Source organism: [Muricauda] lutisoli (nom. illeg.), assembly GCF_017313105.1.
GTDB classification, from domain to species: Bacteria; Bacteroidota; Bacteroidia; order Flavobacteriales; family Flavobacteriaceae; genus Flagellimonas; species Flagellimonas lutisoli.
Genome location: NZ_JAFLND010000006.1, coordinates 1 through 2,500 on the forward strand (window position 1 = coordinate 1; position 2,500 = coordinate 2,500).

Genomic DNA, 2,500 nt, shown 5'->3' on the forward strand with positions numbered 1-2,500 from the left:
TATATTTGCACCCGCTTAGCTGATAAGGCAGGGCGCTTCCGAGGGGCCGAGAGGATGATTTCGGAAGTAAAATATAAGAGAAGAAGTTCATATACATATTGTAACGACAGCGTAGAATTAATAACAAACCATTTTGATGCAGGGACTCGGTTTTTCCGGGTGTCGGACAGACATTCAAGGAAATACAATGAAGAGTTTGATCCTGGCTCAGGATGAACGCTAGCGGCAGGCCTAACACATGCAAGTCGAGGGGTAACATAGTTTGCTTGCAAACTGATGACGACCGGCGCACGGGTGCGGAACGCGTATGGAACCTGCCCCTGTCAGGGGAATAGCCCAGGGAAACTTGGATTAATGCCCCATGGTATCGTTTTATCGCATGATAAGGTGATTAAAGATTTATCGGACAGGGATGGCCATGCGTACCATTAGTTAGATGGTGAGGTAACGGCTCACCATGGCAGCGATGGTTAGGGGCCCTGAGAGGGGGATCCCCCACACTGGTACTGAGACACGGACCAGACTCCTACGGGAGGCAGCAGTGAGGAATATTGGACAATGGGCGGGAGCCTGATCCAGCCATGCCGCGTGCAGGATGACGGCCCTATGGGTTGTAAACTGCTTTTATACGGGAAGAAACGCACCTACGTGTAGGTGTCTGACGGTACCGTAAGAATAAGGACCGGCTAACTCCGTGCCAGCAGCCGCGGTAATACGGAGGGTCCGAGCGTTATCCGGAATCATTGGGTTTAAAGGGTCCGTAGGCGGGCATGTAAGTCAGGGGTGAAAGTTTGTGGCTCAACCATAAAATTGCCTTTGATACTGCATGTCTTGAGTCATGGTGGGGTTGCCGGAACATGTGGTGTAGCGGTGAAATGCATAGATATCACATAGAACACCGATCGCGAAGGCAGGTGACCAACCATGTACTGACGCTGATGGACGAAAGCGTGGGTAGCGAACGGGATTAGATACCCCGGTAGTCCACGCCGTAAACGATGGATACTAGCTGTGGGGACTTCGGTCTCCGTGGCCAAGCGAAAGTGATAAGTATCCCACCTGGGGAGTACGTTCGCAAGAATGAAACTCAAAGGAATTGACGGGGGCCCGCACAAGCGGTGGAGCATGTGGTTTAATTCGATGATACGCGAGGAACCTTACCAGGGCTTAAATGCAGGCTGCATAAGCTAGAGATAGCTTTTTCTTCGGACTGCCTGCAAGGTGCTGCATGGTTGTCGTCAGCTCGTGCCGTGAGGTGTCAGGTTAAGTCCTATAACGAGCGCAACCCCTACCGTTAGTTGCCAGCATGTCAAGATGGGGACTCTAACGGGACTGCCGGTGCAAACCGTGAGGAAGGTGGGGACGACGTCAAATCATCACGGCCCTTACGTCCTGGGCTACACACGTGCTACAATGGCCGGTACAGAGGGAAGCCACCCCGCGAGGGGGCGCGGATCTACAAAACCGGTCACAGTTCGGATCGGGGTCTGCAACTCGACCCCGTGAAGCTGGAATCGCTAGTAATCGGATATCAGCCATGATCCGGTGAATACGTTCCCGGGCCTTGTACACACCGCCCGTCAAGCCATGGAAGCCGGGAGTGCCTGAAGTCCGTCACCGCAAGGAGCGGCCTAGGGCAAAATCGGTAACTAGGGCTAAGTCGTAACAAGGTAGCCGTACCGGAAGGTGCGGCTGGAACACCTCCTTTCTAGAGAAAGAGACGCCCGGAGACGGGTCCCGCACGAGGTGGTTGTTACGTTTTGCGCTGTCGTTTATGATATGTTTTTTGATATACTGGCAATTGATTTGGCCAAGACAGTCTCATAGCTCAGCTGGTTAGAGCGCTACACTGATAATGTAGAGGTCGGCAGTTCGAGTCTGCCTGAGACTACGATGATAAGTTCATTGAGTACTGAAATCAGGAAATTCTAGATGTTGGGTTACCGTTATGTAGTACTGTTAACTGATAACCGTTAACTGACAACTGATAATGGGGGATTAGCTCAGCTGGCTAGAGCGCCTGCCTTGCACGCAGGAGGTCATCGGTTCGACTCCGATATTCTCCACGAGTCCCTTTCGGGACAGAAGTTCATTGACATATTGGGACGGAGCAGTAACGACTTAGGTCTGTTACGTGCGAAGTCAAAGAAGAAACACGAAGTAGAATAGAATATATAAAGGATTACGAGAGGGCATTTGTGCTTAATTGCACAGGTGCGACAAGCAAAAGAAGGGCGTATGGGGGATGCCTAGGCTCTCAGAGGCGATGAAGGACGTGATAAGCTGCGAAAATCCACGGGGAGCTGCACATGAGCATTGATCCGTGGGTGTCCGAATGGGGCAACCCGGCTGGTTGAAGGCCAGTCATGCCGTAAGGCAGGCGAACCCGCTGAACTGAAACATCTAAGTAGGCGGAGGAAGAGAAAACAAGAGTGATTCCGAGAGTAGCGGCGAGCGAAATCGGATCGGCCCAAACCGTCGTTGTTCCGGCAATGACGGG

At 52.2% G+C, this 2,500-nt stretch carries 2 tRNA genes and 2 rRNA genes (1 of these 4 cut by a window edge); all 4 read left to right on the forward strand.

The window, feature by feature from the left end:
- Positions 1 to 184 precede the first annotated feature (184 nt).
- Positions 185 to 1,708, forward strand: a 16S ribosomal RNA gene (locus J0X13_RS15555).
- A gap of 109 nt (positions 1,709 to 1,817) precedes the next feature.
- Positions 1,818 to 1,891: transfer RNA gene (locus J0X13_RS15560), tRNA-Ile, on the forward strand.
- A 101-nt stretch (positions 1,892 to 1,992) separates the two neighbouring features.
- Positions 1,993 to 2,066: transfer RNA gene (locus tag J0X13_RS15565), tRNA-Ala, on the forward strand.
- Positions 2,067 to 2,216: 150 nt separating this feature from the next.
- Positions 2,217 to 2,500: ribosomal RNA gene (locus J0X13_RS15570) — 23S ribosomal RNA — on the forward strand (it continues 2,535 nt past the right edge of the window).
- Together the 16S and 23S rRNA genes with 2 tRNA genes alongside form the textbook arrangement of a ribosomal RNA operon.